This window comes from Brevibacillus sp. WF146 (assembly GCF_001673705.2).
GTDB lineage: Bacteria > Bacillota > Bacilli > Brevibacillales > Brevibacillaceae > Brevibacillus > Brevibacillus thermoruber.
Genome location: NZ_CP109943.1, coordinates 3,656,346 through 3,672,128, shown reverse-complemented (window position 1 = coordinate 3,672,128; position 15,783 = coordinate 3,656,346). Strand labels below are relative to the sequence as shown.

Below are 15,783 nucleotides of genomic sequence, written 5' to 3'. Positions count from 1 at the left end.
CGGCCGCATATACGTTTGTTCACCGGGACCTGTACAATGTCAATTGGTGAGGTTATCTGTACGAAGACAGAAAAAAGTTGAGCAGTCCGACTGCGACGAAAAAACCGAGCAGCCCAATCAGGAAATAACCTATATACAGAATGATTCGGTAGGGGGATTGATTGCGCATGGTTGTCCACCTTCCCTTGCGTATTGCGGCAGCCGCTTGGCTGTCACCGCCCGTTTTGCTTACGGGCACGGGCTGTGCCAATTTCCGTGGGTTGCTCCATACAGCATCGCTTCCTCCTGGTAGTGCTTCGCGGAACACTGATCCCGATCGGGCAGAATGCCGGAGCGGCGGAACTTCCAGGCACAGGCGATGAGGCCGAGCGCCAGGGAGCCGAGGACGTACATCATGATCCCGTCACCATCCTTTTTCCAGTTCTTACTGGTATATACGTGCAGACCGGCCCGGACGTTTCGCGGTCCGCATTGACAGCGGAGAAAAAGCGGCTTATGTTTAGGATTAGACAATCATCTAATGTAATGGACACGATATACACGATAGAAACGGAAGGAGGGGGTTCCCGTGCAGCTGGAAAAGCTGGTCACCTTTTACAAAGCGCTGGGAGACCCGACCCGGCTGCGCATCGTCGCGCTCCTGGCGAACGGTCCGCTGCACGGCCAAGCGCTGGCCGGCAAGCTGGGCGTCACCCCGCCCACCATCACGCACCACATGGCAAAGCTGCGCGAGGCCGGGATCGTCTACGAGCGGCGGGATAAAAACACGATTTACTTTACCCTGCACGAGACCAATCTGACGCGCAAATCGCAGGCGCTTCTGACCCTGCTGGACAAGGCGAAAGGAACGGAAGGAGCGGCAGAGATGGAGGAAACGGACGAGAAGCTGGCGGCGGAGAAAATGCAGGTGATCCGCCATTTCTTCACGGCGGACGGCAGGCTGAAGCACATCCCGACGCAGCGGAAGAAAAAGCTGATCGTCTTCGAACACATGGTGCGGGGACTGGAGCGGGGACGAAAGTACGAGGAGCGGGAAATCAACGAGTACATCCGCCGCTTCCACGACGATTACGCCACGATCCGGCGCGAATTTGTGATGAATCACTATATGTACCGGGAGAACGGCATCTACGAGTTGAATCCCCCGGAGATGTGGGCCAAGGCGGAAGACCTGCGCTGAAGAGCGGAGCGGCTGCGAAAGCGGCGCAAACAAAAAAGGACAACCGTCGGCACCTGGCACTCCGGTTGTCTGAAGCAAGAATGTCACACATGCTCATTATACGCAGGAACAACGATTTTGGCCAGAAAAAACGAATGGGAACGGAGGAAAAACGTTCCTATGGCAGGCTCGGCCGCAGACGGCTACGAGCCTTTTTTCAGTTCCGCCTGCCACGCGGCGCGGTAGTGGAGGAAGTTGCGCGTGCCGAGAAACAGGTTGACGCCGCCGACAAACAGGAGCAAGAGGGCGATCACGACGCGGATCGTGTCCAGCGGTTCAAACGTCAACTGGTTCAGTCCCAGCAGGGTGACCAGCACGCCGAGCGACATGTTCATCTTGCCCAGGGTCATGCGCGACGCCAGCGGGTGCATCCCGCGCTGACGAGCGGTAATGCTGTAGTACACGCTGGCCACCAGGGAAGCCAGCACTCCGGTTACATAGGTCGCAAACCACATGCATGGATTCATCCTCTCCTGCGATCTGGTACTATCCTACCAAAGTTTGCGAAAGCGGGCAAACTGGACAGGGGAATGTTTGTTCCCGTCCGGTTTTGTGGTATAATTTTCTTGTACAATAGTACACCGGTTCGCAAAGGGCGGCTCCCCCCCATCCCTGCGAGAAAGGGGGTGACGCGATGACGGTATACCAAGCGTTGAGTCTGATGCTGACGTTCGGTACCCTGGTTGTCTTGCTCCTGACGAACAAAAAGAAGTAGGCCGCGCGTGAGTCCGACAGCTCCGCAACCTACTCCTCTTCCAACGGGCCGTTCCCTTTGCGGAAACGTCTATTGTGCGATGACCGGAGCGCGGCAACGCTTCGGTCTCTTTCGTTTGATTCCCGTTCCACGACCCTTGCCGGCAAGGGAACCCCTTTCTTTCACTATACCCCTGCGGGAAGGGATTGTAAAGCCCGCGCCTGCCGCGACGGGGCCGGGATGGAGTATAATGAAAGAAAACGACAACGGGACGGAACAAGAGAGGAAGGAACGCGATGACCCCCTTTGTCCATCTGCACGTGCACACGGAATACAGCTTGCTTGACGGCGCGGCTCGCATCGAGGAACTGGTGCGCCGGGCGGCGGAGCTGGGCATGCCGGCCCTGGCGATGACCGACCACGCCAACCTGTACGGCGCCGTGCCGTTTTACAAGGCCTGCCGGGACGCCGGCATCAAGCCGATCATCGGCATGGAGGCGTACGTCATCGAAGGAAACCTGCAGGATCGCGTGCGCAATGCCCCCGCACCGTACCATCTCGTGCTGCTGGCGGAGAACGACCGCGGCTACCGCAACCTGCTCAAGCTGGCTACGCTGGCCAACACGGAGGGCCACTTCATCCTCCCCCGGCTGAACAAGGAGGCGCTGGCCCGCTACAGCGAAGGGCTGATTGCGCTGAGCGCCTGCCGGGAGGGGGAGGTGGCCCGGCTGCTGCTCGCAGGCGATATCGAGGGGGCCCGCCAGGCGGCGCTCTGGTATCGGCAGGTGTTCGGCGCCGACCGGTTTTACCTGGAGCTGCAGGACCACGGGCTGGAGATCGAGCGCAGGCTGAATCAGCGGCTGCTCCGTCTGGGGCAGGAGACGGGCATTCCGCTCGTCGCCACCAACAACGTGCACTACGTCTACCGGGAACAGCACCGGCAGCATGACATTTTGCTGGCGATCGGCGAGGGCAAGACGGTGGACGAGGAGAACCGGTTTCGCTACGAGACCGACGAGTACTACCTGAAAAGCGGTGACGAGATGGCCCGCCTGTTCGCCTACGCGCCGCAAGCGCTGGCCAACACGGCCGCCATCGCCGAGCGCTGCCAGTGGCACCTGTCGTTTGGCCAGCACATTTTGCCGAAATTTCCCCTGCCCGCCGGACAGGAACCGACGGCTTTCCTGCGGGATCTGTGCGAACGGGGCTGCCGCGAGCGCTACGGGGAAATCACGCCCGAGGTGCGCGAGCGGCTGGAACACGAGCTGGCGATCATCACGCGGACCGGTTTTACCGATTACTTTCTGATCGTCTGGGATTTCATGCGCCACGCCCATGAGCAGGGCATTCCGACCGGGCCGGGACGCGGTTCGGCGGCGGGCAGCCTGGTGGCCTATGCGCTGAAGATCACCAATGTCGATCCGCTCCGCTTCAGCCTGCTGTTTGAACGGTTTCTCAACCCGGAGCGGGTGACGATGCCGGACATCGACATCGATTTTTCCGTGGAGCGGCGGGACGAGGTGATCCGCTACGTGGCCGACAAGTACGGGCATGACCGGGTGGCCCAAATCATCACGTTCGGCACGATGGCGGCCCGGGCGGCCGTTCGCGACGCGGGGCGGGCGCTGGGTCTGTCGCTTGGCCTGGTGGACCGGGTGGCCAAAATGATCCCGCAGTCTCCCGGCATGACCATCGACAAGGCGTTTCAGCTCAATCCCGAGCTGGGCAAGCTGTGCGAGACGAACAGCCAGGCGAAGCAGTTGATCGAGGCGGCCAAGGGCGTCGAGGGGCTGCCCCGCCACGCTTCCACTCACGCGGCCGGCGTGGTGATCGCGCCGGAGCCGCTGACCGAGTACGTGCCGCTGCAGACCGGCAGCGAAGGATTGGCCTTGACCCAGTACCCGATGGAAGCGCTGGAAGAGATCGGGCTGTTGAAGATGGATTTTCTCGGCCTGCGCAACCTGACGATTATTCAGGAAACGCTGCGCCACCTGCGGGAACAGGGGATCGACCTCGACCTGGAGCGGATTCCCCCCGACGACGCCAAGACCTTCCGGATGCTCAGCCGCGGCGAGACGACGGGGATCTTTCAACTGGAATCGGCGGGGTTCCGCAGCGTGCTGCGCGAGCTGAAGCCGACCAGCCTGGCCGACATCGTCGCCGTGCTCGCCCTCTACCGGCCGGGGCCGATGGAGATTATCCCGCAGTACATCCAGGCCAAGCACGGCGAAACCCAGGTGCACTACGCCCACCCCGACCTGGAGCCGATCCTGAAAGAAACGCACGGCTTCATGATCTACCAGGAGCAGATCATGCAGATCTCCTCCAAGCTGGCCGGGTTCAGCCTGGGAGAAGCGGACATTTTGCGGCGGGCGGTGGGCAAAAAGAAACGGGAGCTGCTGGCCGAGCAGCGGGAGAAGTTCGTCGCCGGCTGCGTCAAGCAGGGCTACGGGGAGCGGCTCGGCAACGAAATCTACGACCTGATCGTACGCTTCGCCGACTACGGCTTCAACAAGGCGCATTCGGTCGCCTACGCGATCATCGCCTACCAGATGGCCTACCTGAAGGCCAACTATCCGCTCGCCTTCATGGCCGCGCTGCTGTCGCTGTCCATCGGCAGCCAGACGCGCATCGCCGAGTACACCGAAGAAGCGCGCCGACTGCGGCTGACCGTGCTGCCCCCGGACGTCAACGAGAGCCAGGCCTTCTTTACCGTGGAGCAGGAGGCCATCCGCTTCGGACTGGCCGCGGTCAAAAACGTCGGCTACGGCGCCATCGACTCGATCGTGCGGGAGCGGGCCAAACGGCCGTACCGCGACCTGTTTGACTTCTGCGCCCGGGTGGACGGCAGGCTGGTCAACCGGCGGGTGGTCGAATCGCTGATCCTCTGCGGCGCGCTGGATTCGCTGCCCGGCCACCGCAGCCAGCTCATGGTGCTGCTGGACGAGGCGATGGGCAAAGCGACGGGCAGGCGGCAGGAGCGGGACGCCGACCAGCTCAACCTGTTTGCCGGAGAGGACGGAACAGAGCCGGCGCGTCCGCCGTCCGAGTACCCCGACGTGCCCCCGTTCTCCCGCAGCCAGCGGTTGAAAGAGGAGCGGGAACTGCTCGGCGTCTACCTGTCCGGCCATCCGCTGGACCAGTTCGCCCACCTGGTCAACCGGCCGGAGGTGCACGCCGTCTCTTCGCTGGCCGAGTGCGCCCGGGACCAGACGGTAAAAGTGGTGGGCATGATCGTCGAAGAGCGGCGGATTCAGACCAAAAAAGGGGAACCGATGGCTTTCGTCACGCTGGAGGACAAAACCGCCCAGGTGGAGATGGTCGTCTTTCCGAAGGTGTACGCCAAATACGCCGGCCTGTTGGCGCGGGAGCGGATCGTCGTCGTGGAAGCGCGGGTGGATCATCAGGACGACGCGGTGAAGCTGCTGGCCTCCCGCATGTGGGATGCCGAAGCGCTGCCCAGGCCGTCGACGGAACCGGTGCTGTTTGTCAAAATTGCGCCGGAACAGGAGCGCGATTCGACGCTGCACCGGCTGCAGCGGCTGTTTGTCGAAAAAAAAGGAACGATTCCCGTCGTGCTGTACTACGAAGGAAAAAAGCAGACGATTCGCCTGCCGGACGCGATCCGCGTTGAGGTTGATGAGTCCTTTTTGGAGCAAGCGCGAGCAATTGTGGGAAGTGACAGCGTAATCCAGAAAGAATTGCCTGTAAACTGGGGAGGATGAACCAAGTCCTCCCTTTTTCGCCGTTTTCGGCAGCTTTACAGGAGAATGGGTTTTGTTATAATGGGGACATACGCAGAAAAGTGGTCTGACCACTTAGGTTCGATATAGATAAGTGAAACAGATAACCAAGCGATACCAGACATACATGAAATGGAGTGGTACTTGTGTCCAATTTGCGAGAGGATGCGCTGGAACTTCACCGGAAGCACAGGGGGAAACTGGAGGCGGTCACCAAGGTGCCCGTACGCAACGCCCGCGATCTGAGCCTGGCGTATTCGCCGGGGGTGGCAGAGCCGTGCAAGGAGATCTTTGACGACGTGTCCAAGGTGTACGACTACACGATGAAAGGCAACCTGGTGGCCGTGGTCAGCGACGGCACCGCCGTGCTCGGACTGGGCAACATCGGCCCGGAAGCGGCCATGCCGGTCATGGAAGGCAAGGCGGTCCTGTTCAAGTCGTTTGCCGGCGTCGACGCCTTCCCGATCTGCCTGAACACCACCGACGTGGACAAGATCGTGGAGACGGTGAAGCTGCTGGAGCCCACGTTTGGCGGCGTCAACCTGGAAGACATCGCCGCACCCGCCTGCTTTGAAATCGAGGAGCGCCTGAAAAAGGAAACCAACATCCCGATTTTCCACGACGACCAGCACGGCACGGCCATCGTAACCGCAGCCGGTCTGATCAACGCGCTGCGCGTGGTGAACAAAAAGCTGGAGGACATCCGCGTGGTGACCAACGGGGCCGGAGCGGCCGGCATCGCCATCATCAAGCTGCTCCTGTCCATGGGCGTCAAAGACGTGATCATGTGCGACACCAAGGGAATCGTGTACGAAGGACGTCCCTTCGGCATGAACCCGGTCAAGGAAGAAATGGCGAAAATCACCAACCGCAGCAAAAAGCAGGGTGATCTGGCCGAGGCGATGAAGGGCGCCGACGTATTCATCGGCGTATCCGTGGCCGGCGCCGTCACCCAGGAGATGGTCCGGTCGATGAACCGCGATCCGATCATCTTTGCGATGGCCAACCCGGTTCCGGAAATCATGCCGGAGGAAGCAAAAGCGGCGGGTGCTGCCGTCGTCGGCACGGGCCGTTCCGACTTCCCCAACCAGGTGAACAACGTCCTGGCGTTCCCGGGCATCTTCCGCGGCGCGCTGGATACCCGCGCCACCAACATCAACGAAGAGATGAAACGAGCGGCGGTTTACGCCATCGCCGATCTGATCTCGCCGGAAGAGCTGTCTGCCGACAAGGTGATTCCGGCGCCGTTTGACCCGCGCGTCGCTCCCCACGTGGCGGCCGCGGTGGCGAAGGCGGCGATGGAGAGCGGCGTGGCCCGCATTTCCGTCGATCCCGAAGAGATCAAGGAAAGAACGGCGAAACTGGCCGCCATCTCGCTGCAAGAGGCGTAATCCCGGCCGTACGGGAACAACGATGAACACCCTCCCAACCGTGTGAGCGGTCGGGAGGGTGCTTCGCCGTAGACAGTCAATAAGGAGGGTGGAAAGGTGCTCGATTCTGCGCAAGAGCGAAAAGTGTACGAGGGCATTCTGCTGCAGATCCATGAAATCGTTCGGGAAAAAAACTTGCGCCCCGGCGACAAGCTGCCGTCCGAACGGGAGCTGTCCGAACAGTTGGGAGCGGGCCGTTCCTCCGTTCGGGAGGCGCTTCGGGCCCTGGAACTGCTGGGACTGATTGAAACCCGCCGGGGAGAAGGCACCTTTTTGAAGCACTACCGTCACAACCGCCTGATTGACATTCTCGGCTACTTTATCCTGCGGGACTACAAGACGAAAAAAGACCTGATCGAGATGCGCCGGATTCTGGAGCTGGAAGCGGTGCGGCTGGCCTGCCGGCGCGCCACAGACAAGCACTTTGAAGAGATGGAGCGGATCCTGAAAGCGGCGGAGGAGCGCGTGGAGCGCGGCGAGGTTCCCACCGAGGAAGACTACCAGTTTCACCGCGTCATCTGCCGCTCCAGCCGCAACTCCATCCTGCATCGCATCTGGGCGCCGCTCGTCGAGTACAGCGACAGCGTCCGCAGCGAATCGCTGGGACGCGAAGGCCGGGCCCGCACCGCGCTGGCGGAGCACCGTCGGATCATGGAAGCCATCCGCGAGGGAGACGAAGCACTGGCGGTGGAGAGGATGAGGGAGCACCTGGAAAACAGCAAGCTCTAGGCGCGCGCCCCGCCTTGTCCGCGCCCTCCCCCGATTTGCGACGAGCGCTGGCGCTGTGATATGATGATGCAGACCTGTTTTGGACGATGAAGGAGGTTGCCAGCATGTGGACGGTCATCTACATCGCTCCTAGCGCAAAAATCGCGGAACGGATACAGCAACGTTTGACAGATGAAGGATTCCTGGTCAAGGTTCGCGAGGCGAAGGTTTCGAAGCAGTACGAGATTCTCGTGCCCGAAAGCGAAGTTCACGAAGTCCAGGAAGTACTCGGCACGATCCTTCACTGACCAGAAAGGTGAGGTGTAACTGTGCTTAAAGACCTGTTCGGGAAGAAGCGAAAGTTCGCGACTGTCCCCGCGGAGACGTTTGCGCGCGTTCCCGCCGGCGCTGACGGCGCCAAAGTGACGGGACCCAAGGAAAAGGAAGTTCCCGAGGGACTGATGAATAAATGCCCGCACTGCGGGACCATACACTACTCCAAGGACCTGGAGAAAAACCTGCGCGTCTGCAAAGGCTGCCAGTACCATTTCCCCATGTCCGCTCCCGAGCGCATCCAGTCGCTCCTGGATGACGGGAAGCTGACCGAGGAGTTCGACGCGGACCTGATCACCGCCAATCCGCTCGGCTTTCCCGGTTATCTGGAGAAGCTGGAACAAGACATGAAAAACACCAATCTCAACGAGGCGGTCATCACCGGCGAGGGCGTGCTCGGAGGCAACCGCATCATCATCGGCGTGATGGACTCCCGCTTTCGGATGGCCAGCATGGGATCGGTCGTCGGCGAGAAGATCACCCGGGCGATCGAGCGGGCCGTGGAGCGGCGTCTGCCGTTTCTCCTCTTCTCCGCGTCCGGCGGGGCGCGGATGCAGGAAGGCGTGCTCAGCCTGATGCAGATGGCCAAGACGAGCGCGGCGCTGGCCCGGCTGGACCGGGAGCGGCTCTTGTTCATCTCCGTGCTCACCAACCCGACATACGGCGGGGTGACCGCCAGCTTCGCCTCGCTCGGCGACTACAACATCGCCGAACCGGGCGCGATGATCGGGTTTGCCGGCCGCCGCGTGATTGAGCAGACGGTTCGCCAGGAGCTGCCAAAAGATTTTCAGACGGCGGAATTCCTGCTGAAGCACGGACAGCTCGACATGGTGGTGCATCGCAAGGACATGCGGACCACGCTGGCCAAACTCGTCGAGCTGCACACGATTCGGGAGGGAGTGTAGAGATGGCAGGCGAACTTCCCTTTGAAAAGCCGCTGGTGGAACTGCAGGAAAAGATCAAGGAACTGCGCAGGTTTACCGAGGAAAAAGGCATCGATTTTTCGGATGAGGTCGTTCGTTTGGAGAAAAAGGCCAAGGATCTGGCCGAGCAGATTTACGGCAATCTGACGCCCTGGCAGCGCGTGCAGATCGCCCGCCACCCCGAGCGGCCCACGACGCTGGACTACATTCATCATATCTTTACGGATTTTCTGGAAGTGCACGGCGACCGCTGTTTCGGCGATGATCTGGCGATTGTCGGCGGAATCGCCAAACTGGACGGCCGTCCGGTCACGGTGGTCGGCCACCAGAAAGGAAAAGACACCAAGGAAAACATCAGCCGCAACTTCGGCATGGCCCATCCGGAAGGCTACCGCAAGGCGCTGCGGATCATGCAGCAGGCGGACAAGTTCGGCCGCCCGATCATCTGCTTCATCAACACGTCGGGGGCGTATCCCGGCAAGGCGGCGGAGGAGCGCGGCCAGAGTGAAGCGATTGCCCGCAACCTGCGGGAGATGGCGGGCTTCCGCGTTCCGATCATCTGCGTGGTGATCGGCGAAGGCGGCAGCGGCGGCGCCTTGGCCATCGGCGTCGGCAACCGCGTCTACATGCTGGAGAACTCCACCTACTCGGTCATTTCGCCGGAGGGGGCGGCGGCCATTCTCTGGAAGGACGCCAGCCTGGCGATGCGCGCGGCGGAAACGATGAAGATCACCGCGCCCGATCTTTTGGAACTGGGCGTGATCGACGGGATTATCGAGGAGCCGTTCGGTGGTGCCCACCGCGATGTGGTCCAGCAGGCCGGCCATGTCAAGGCGAAGCTGCTGGAAGGATTGGAACAGCTCGACCGTTTGAGCCCGGAACAACTGATACAGGATCGTTACGAAAAGTTCAAACAGATCGGCGCCTACGCCTCCCTCTGATCCAGAGGAGGCGTTTTTGGCTTTTTTCTGCGCGGGAAATCTGCTACAATCGTATTCGGATGCGGGATTTGTCAGATCTTTCAAAAAGTATGGCACATATTCCGCAATGAGTGTAACAGATATAAATGCGGAACTGATACAGCATGTTTCAAACGCGTTTTGACACATACTGTTTCCGTTTCAAGACATGCTAATGACGATAAGAAGGGTCGTTGAGCCTTTGTTTACGACAGGAGAGGTGGTTTCCATGCAGAAAATCGCAGTTTTGACCAGCGGCGGGGATTCTCCGGGGATGAACGCGGCCGTTCGCGCCGCCGTGCGCCGCGCCGCCTATCACGGCGTGCAGATGTACGGGGTGTACCACGGATACGAAGGGCTGATGCGCGGCCATATCCAGGAGATGACGCTGGGATCCGTCGGGGACATCATCCATCGGGGCGGAACCATCCTCTATTCGGCCCGCAGTGAAGAGTTCAAGACGGAGGCAGGCCAGGAGAAGGCGGTTCGCCAACTGCACAACCACGGCATCGAAGGATTGATCGTGATCGGTGGCGACGGCTCCTTCCGCGGAGCGCAGAAGCTGACGGAAAAGGGCATCCCCACCATCGGCGTGCCCGGTACCATCGACAACGACATTCCGTGCACCGATTTCACCATCGGGTTTGACACCGCGCTCAATACGATTGTGGAAGCGATCGACAAAATCCGCGACACCGCCACTTCGCACGAGCGCACCTACATCATCGAGGTGATGGGGCGCGACGCCGGCGACCTGGCGCTGTGGGCCGGTCTGGCCGCAGGCGCGGAGTCGATCATCATTCCGGAAGCGGAACAGGACATGGACGACATCATCGAACGGCTGCACGCCGGACACCGCCGCGGCAAGAAGCACTCGATCATCATCGTGGCGGAAGGCGTCGGCAGCGCCGCCACCTACGCGGAGGAAATCAAGCAGCGGACCGGCTGGGAGACCCGCGTGACCGTGCTCGGCCACATCCAGCGGGGCGGTTCACCGACCGCGTTTGACCGCATGCTGGCCAGCCGCATGGGCGCGGCGGCCGTGGACCTGCTCCTGGAAGGAAAGCGGGACCGAATGGTCGGCATCCGCAACAACCAGATCGTCGACGTCGACTTCAAGGAAGCGTTGTCGCAAAAGCACCAGCTGGACTTGTCCGTCTATCAGTTGGCGCGTACGCTGTCCATTTAGAGCGGCGGGAATGACAGCTTGTTTCATAGGAGGGACGCACAGTGCTGCGTAAGGCGAAAATCGTATGTACCATCGGACCGGCGAGCGAGTCGGTCGAGACGCTGAAAAAACTGATTCACGCCGGCATGAACGTGGCCCGGCTCAACTTTTCCCACGGTTCGCACGAGGAGCATGCCGCCCGGATCGCCAACATCCGGCAGGCGGCCGAAGAGACGGGCAAACAGGTGGCCATCCTGCTGGATACCAAGGGACCGGAAATCCGCACCGGCATGTTGGCCGTGGATGCGGTGGAGCTGCAGGAGGGCGGAACGATCGTGCTGACCACGGAGGACGTGCCCGGAACGGCGGAACGCGTATCGATCACGTATGCCGATCTGCCGCGCGACGTGAAGAAGGGCGACACGATCCTGATCGACGACGGGCTCATCGGCCTGACCGTGGAAGCAGTGGAGGGGCATGAGATCGTCTGCCGCATCAAGAACGGCGGCACGCTGAAAAGCAAAAAGGGCGTCAACGTGCCGGGCGTCAAGATCAACCTGCCGGGGATTACGGAAAAGGACGCGCAGGACATCGAATTCGGCATCCGGCAGGGCGTCGACTTTATCGCCGCCTCGTTTGTGCGCAAGGCGTCCGACATCCTGGAGATTCGCGAAATCCTGGAACGCCACGGCGTCCGTATCGACATCATCGCCAAGATTGAAAACCAGGAAGGCGTGGACAACGTGGACGAGATCCTCGCCGTTTCCGACGGCCTGATGGTGGCCCGCGGCGACCTGGGCGTGGAAATTCCGGCGGAGGAAGTGCCGCTGGTGCAGAAAAAGCTGATCAAGAAGTGCAACGAGCTGGGCAAACCGGTCATCACCGCAACGCAGATGCTCGACTCGATGCAGCGCAATCCCCGTCCCACCCGGGCGGAGGCGAGCGACGTGGCCAACGCCATCTTTGACGGCACGGACGCGATCATGCTCTCCGGCGAAACGGCGGCCGGCAAGTATCCGGTGGAGTCGGTGGAGACGATGAACCGGATTGCGCTCAGAGCGGAGCAGGAGCTGAACTACCGGGAGATCCTGTACAACCAGGCGCTGCAAAAGCAGGTGACGATTACGGACGCGATCAGCCAGGCCGTGGCCAACGCCGCGCTCGACCTGGACGCCGCGGCCGTCATCACGGCGACGGAGAGCGGCCATACCGCGCGCATGGTCTCCAAATACCGGCCCAAAGCGCCGATCGTCGCCGTCACGCCGCACGCCGACGTGGTGCGCCGCCTCGCGCTCGTCAACGGGGTCTACCCCGTGCTCGGGCCGATGGCCAACACGACCGACGAAATGCTGGAGATGTCCGTGCAGCAGGCGCTGGAGGCGGGGTATGTCCGCCACGGAGACCTCGTGGTCATCACCGCAGGCGTGCCGGTGCGTGAAGTGGGCACCACCAACCTGATGAAGATTCACGTCATCGGCGATATTGTGGCGAAGGGACAAGGCATCGGCCGCAAAGTGGTGACCGGCCGGGTCGCGGTCGCCCGTTCGGCGGAGGAAGCGCTGGAGAAGATGCAGGAGGGCACCATCCTCGTGACGATTGGCACGGATTCGGACATGATCGGCGCATTTGAAAAGGCGGGGGCGGTCATTACCGAGGAGGGCGGACTCACCTCTCACGCCGCCATTGTCGGGCTCAACCTCAACGTCCCGGTGATCGTCGGCGTCGCGCGCGCCACGGAACTGTTGAAAGACGGCCAAATCGTCACCGTCGACTCCGAACGCGGCCACATTTACACCGGACATGCCCGAGTGCTGTAAAAAAGTGCCGGAAACACCCTGAATCTGGGAGGGGGTGATGGACAGCGTCACCCTCTCTTTCCCATACCGTTTTTTCGGAAAAAAGCCTCCTTCCTGCCCTGTCCGCACTGCTTTCGCGGACAGGGCCGTTTCCATTTCGGGCACCATAAGTGCAGGAGGGGGCTGAAAAACGACAGAAAATCTGCTACAATGAGGACTTCCCGAACGTGTTTTCTCCCGGCAGGCGAACAGCCTTGTCAAGTCCCTTTTTTCACAAAAACACTACATATTGTGTTGTCGAAAAATATTGCACACAACATATAGAAAAAACTATTGAGTTTTTGCTGGAAAAAGAGTTAACTAGAGATGATAGCATTGAAGGAGGAACCGACATGTTGGCAACAGAGACGAGAACCCGTTTTTTGCGGGATGAATTTCTTGACCGTTACCCCGATTTCCCGCCGCACATGAATGCGCTGGGGCAATTTGTCTACTATCGGACGTATTCCCGTTTTCTCCCGGAAAAAGGCAGGCGGGAGACCTGGAAAGAGACCTGCCGCCGCTCGGTGGATTACAATATCAAGCTGGCCTACCAGCATCTGCAAAAGATCGGGCTGACCCCCGACCTGCGGGAACTGGAGAAGGAAGCGGAGGGACTGTTTGACAACATGTTCAACCTCAGGCAGTTCCTGTCCGGCCGCACCCTCTGGGTGGGCGGAGCGGAAAACGGCGTGGCCGATCTGTACCCGCTGGCCAATTTCAACTGCTCCTTCCTGAACATCAAGTCGTGGGAGGACCTGTGCGACCTGTTCTACCTGCTGCTGGTGGGGACGGGCGTCGGCTTCAAGTGCACGAAGCAGATGGCGGAAGGACTCGCGCCGATCCGCACCAATGTCACCCTGCTCTCCTCGGAGTACAAGCCCCTGCCGAAACACCAGCGGCTGGAGCGCTCCGAACTGAAGGTGCTGGAAAACGGCTACGCCAAAATCTACGTCGGCGACAGCAAGGAAGGCTGGGTGGAGTCGCTGCGCCTCTACCTGGACATCCTGACGAAAAAGGAATACGAGCACATCCATACCGTGAAGATCTCCTACAACAGCGTCCGCCCCAAAGGGGAGCGGCTGAAGCGCTTCGGCGGCACGGCCAGCGGCCACGAGCCGCTCCGCGAGATGTTCGAGGGCATCGACAAGGTGCTGAAAAACCAGATCGATCCTCATCTGGCGCCGATTGAAAGCGACGAGAAGGGCTACGGCAAGGTTCGTCCGATCCACATTCTCGACATCGGCAACCTGATCGGGGCCAACGTCGTGGTGGGCGGCGTGCGCCGCACGGCGGAGATCTTCCTGTTTGACCACGACGACTACGAGTGCCTGTTTGCCAAATACGGCATCAACGGATTCTGGACGGAAGAGCAGCTCGACCATCACCGCAAAGTGGGCGAACTGTTGGGCGACCGGAAACCGTCCTGGTTTGACACGATTCAAAAGGTGGGAGACGGCCGCTTTGGACTGGATCACCGCCGCATGTCCAACAACTCCATCGCCTTCACGCAAAAGCCGAGTCGGGAGTTTTTGCACCTCGTCTTCACGATGATGCAGTTGGAAGGCGAACCGGGCTTCATCAACCTGGAAGAGGCGAACCGGCGCCGTCCCAACGCGGAGGGGCTCAACCCGTGTGCGGAAATCCTGCTCGACTCCTACGGCGTCTGCAACCTGACCACCGTCAACCTGGTGCAGTTCGTCAAGGAAAGCCCGGACGGCTCCAAATACCTGGACCTGGACGGCCTCCTGGACGCGCAGCGCAGATCGGCCCGCGCCGGACTGCGCATGACGCTGGTCACCCTGGAACTGCCCCACTGGGACAGGGTGCAGCAGCGTGACCGTCTGCTCGGCACGTCGCTGACCGGGGTAAAGGACGCCATCGCCTCGCTCGGATACACCGAGGAGCAGGAAGTGGAACTGCTACGCCTGCTCGGCAAAACCGCGCGCGAGGAAGCGAACCGCTACGCCTACGAGCTGCGCGTCAACGCGCCGCTCCTGGTGACCACGGTGAAACCGGAGGGCACGCTCTCCCAGGTGGCCGGCGGGGTGTCCAGCGGTCTGCACTGGTCCCATTCGCCGTACTACATCCGCCGTATCCGCATCAACGCCGAAGACCCGCTGGCGAAGGCGGTTCAGGCGTTGGGCTGGAGGGTCCATCCGGAAGTGGGCACGCCGGGCGAAACCCACGAGGAGCGCATGGCCAACGCCCGCACGCTGGTGATCGACTTCCCGGTGGCTTCCGGAGCCAAGGAAACGAAGGACCAGGTCAGCGCCAGACGGCAGTTTGAGACGTATTTCCGCTTCCAGAAGGAGTATACGGAGCACAACTCCTCCAACACGATTACCGTTCGGCCGGAAGAGTGGGGCGAGGTGGAAGAGATCGTCTACTCCAATTGGGACAATTTCGTCGGCGTGTCGTTCCTGCAGCTCGACGGCGGCACGTACCAACTGGCTCCGTACGAAGCCTGCACCAAAGAGGAGTACGAAGCGCTGAAAGCGTCGATGAAGCCGTTTGACCCGGCCATCCTGCAGCAGTTCGAGACCGGCGGCGATGCCGACCTGTCGACGGCGGAATCGTGCGAATCCGGCGCGTGCCCGATCCGCTAACACCGCCCGTTTTCACAGAACAAAACCGGAGAAGAAACGAACCCCTTCGTTCTTCCCCGGTTTTTTGTTTGTCCGCGAGGGGGAACGGCATGCGGACAGGCGGCGAAGCCGAGGAACGGACCGACAGACGGCCCATCCCGCCGGGAGAAGCGTTTTTCCGCC

Annotated in this window: 13 protein-coding genes; 11 read left to right on the top strand and 2 right to left on the bottom strand. The window is 60.9% G+C overall.

The genetic code is table 11. From position 1 onward, the window contains the following. Positions 1-228 precede the first annotated feature (228 nt). Positions 229-396, bottom strand: a complete 168-nt coding sequence (locus tag A6764_RS18150; protein WP_156110532.1) for a hypothetical protein — start codon at positions 394-396, stop codon at positions 229-231. A 172-nt stretch (positions 397-568) separates the two neighbouring features. On the opposite strand from A6764_RS18150, the gene A6764_RS18145 reads away from it, so the two are divergent. Further along, positions 569-1,180, top strand: coding sequence for a DUF2087 domain-containing protein (locus A6764_RS18145; RefSeq protein WP_065067962.1), 612 nt, complete (start codon positions 569-571; stop codon positions 1,178-1,180). Positions 1,181-1,362: 182 nt separating this feature from the next. Here the strand turns inward: A6764_RS18145 and A6764_RS18140 are convergent, their stop codons facing one another. Then, positions 1,363-1,674 (bottom strand): YtpI family protein, encoded by a 312-nt coding sequence (locus A6764_RS18140; RefSeq protein ID WP_029097742.1) that lies wholly within the window; start codon positions 1,672-1,674, stop codon positions 1,363-1,365. Between the two features lie 179 nt (positions 1,675-1,853). On the opposite strand from A6764_RS18140, the gene A6764_RS18135 reads away from it, so the two are divergent. The 10 genes from A6764_RS18135 to nrdJ all read left to right on the top strand — a co-directional run bounded on the left by A6764_RS18135 (position 1,854) and on the right by nrdJ (position 15,621). Continuing rightward, the gene (locus tag A6764_RS18135) at positions 1,854-1,934 is read left to right on the top strand and encodes a putative holin-like toxin (protein WP_255309754.1); all 81 of its coding nucleotides are present in this window, start codon (positions 1,854-1,856) and stop codon (positions 1,932-1,934) included. Positions 1,935-2,209: 275 nt separating this feature from the next. Beyond that, positions 2,210-5,638 carry a DNA polymerase III subunit alpha gene (locus A6764_RS18130; protein ID WP_065067963.1) on the top strand — a complete coding sequence of 1,143 codons (3,429 nt, stop codon included), beginning with the start codon at positions 2,210-2,212 and terminating at the stop codon, positions 5,636-5,638. Between the two features lie 164 nt (positions 5,639-5,802). Next, on the top strand, positions 5,803-7,047 hold the full coding sequence (locus A6764_RS18125; RefSeq protein WP_065067964.1) for an NADP-dependent malic enzyme: 1,245 nt from the start codon (positions 5,803-5,805) through the stop codon (positions 7,045-7,047). 96 nt (positions 7,048-7,143) lie between these two features. Then, the gene (locus tag A6764_RS18120) at positions 7,144-7,815 is read left to right on the top strand and encodes a FadR/GntR family transcriptional regulator (RefSeq protein WP_029097739.1); all 672 of its coding nucleotides are present in this window, start codon (positions 7,144-7,146) and stop codon (positions 7,813-7,815) included. A 104-nt stretch (positions 7,816-7,919) separates the two neighbouring features. After that, positions 7,920-8,102, top strand: a complete 183-nt coding sequence (locus tag A6764_RS18115) for a hypothetical protein (RefSeq protein WP_029097738.1) — start codon at positions 7,920-7,922, stop codon at positions 8,100-8,102. A gap of 21 nt (positions 8,103-8,123) precedes the next feature. Continuing rightward, a complete protein-coding gene (gene accD / locus A6764_RS18110) occupies positions 8,124-9,032 on the top strand; it encodes an acetyl-CoA carboxylase, carboxyltransferase subunit beta (RefSeq protein ID WP_029097737.1) in 909 nt (302 codons plus the stop codon). A gap of 2 nt (positions 9,033-9,034) precedes the next feature. Further along, positions 9,035-9,991, top strand: coding sequence for an acetyl-CoA carboxylase carboxyl transferase subunit alpha (accA, locus tag A6764_RS18105; protein WP_044898727.1), 957 nt, complete (start codon positions 9,035-9,037; stop codon positions 9,989-9,991). A 247-nt stretch (positions 9,992-10,238) separates the two neighbouring features. Then, complete coding sequence (gene pfkA / locus A6764_RS18100; RefSeq protein ID WP_029097735.1) at positions 10,239-11,198, top strand: 6-phosphofructokinase; 960 nt, start codon at positions 10,239-10,241, stop codon at positions 11,196-11,198. A 41-nt stretch (positions 11,199-11,239) separates the two neighbouring features. Continuing rightward, positions 11,240-12,994, top strand: coding sequence for a pyruvate kinase (pyk, locus tag A6764_RS18095; RefSeq protein WP_065067965.1), 1,755 nt, complete (start codon positions 11,240-11,242; stop codon positions 12,992-12,994). A gap of 371 nt (positions 12,995-13,365) precedes the next feature. After that, positions 13,366-15,621, top strand: coding sequence for a ribonucleoside-triphosphate reductase, adenosylcobalamin-dependent (gene nrdJ, locus A6764_RS18090; protein WP_029097733.1), 2,256 nt, complete (start codon positions 13,366-13,368; stop codon positions 15,619-15,621). Positions 15,622-15,783: the final 162 nt, after the last annotated feature.